This window comes from Pseudoalteromonas sp. SANK 73390, from assembly GCF_054966645.1.
Map to the genome: position 1 here is coordinate 1 of NZ_ARPN01000098.1, position 579 is coordinate 579.

General features: G+C 37.7%; 1 protein-coding gene. It reads left to right on the plus strand.

The features are described 5' to 3' along the window. Positions 1 to 132 precede the first annotated feature (132 nt). Complete coding sequence (locus SANK73390_RS11770) at positions 133 to 414, plus strand: GIY-YIG nuclease family protein (protein WP_462766199.1); 282 nt, start codon at positions 133 to 135, stop codon at positions 412 to 414. Positions 415 to 579 lie beyond the last annotated feature (165 nt).

Here is a 579-nt window from a genome sequence, read left to right on the forward strand (position 1 = left end):
ATTTTACATTCTGCAATAGCCCATAAGATCCTGACCTTCGTCAGGATGACGATGTGTGTGAGTAGCCAAACAATCTCCTATCAATAGTCTATATTTATGCATCATAACAATTTGCAATGATAAGGATGATCTATGCAACCTGCTGTTTATATCTTATGTTCAAAACCAAATGGAGTTCTATACATTGGCGTAACTAGTAATTTAAAAAAGCGTATATATCAGCATCGCACCCATGCTGTAGAAGGGTTTACAAAAAAATACCATGTTACCCGCTTAGTTTACATTGAGCCTCATGAAGATATCTACGCTGCAATTTCTCGCGAGAAACAACTAAAAAACTGGCACAGGCAATGGAAGTTGAATTTAATTCAAAAAGTTAACCCAAAATGGTTAGATTTATATCACTCTATATGAACCTCGTTATCGCTCAAATTATTACAAACAATATCAACTTGTTTCAGGGCCTACATTCTGCAATCGCCATAAAATCCTGACCTTCGTCAGGATGACGGTGTGTGTGAGTAGTGCCATAAGATCCTGACCTTCGTCATGATGACGATGTGGTGAGTAGTTGGCTTA

What these genes read in the sequence shown, in the direction of transcription:
- SANK73390_RS11770 (WP_462766199.1), top strand. Translation starts at nt 133, where the DNA reads ATGCAACCTGCTGTTTATATCTTATGTTCAAAACCAAATGGAGTTCTA.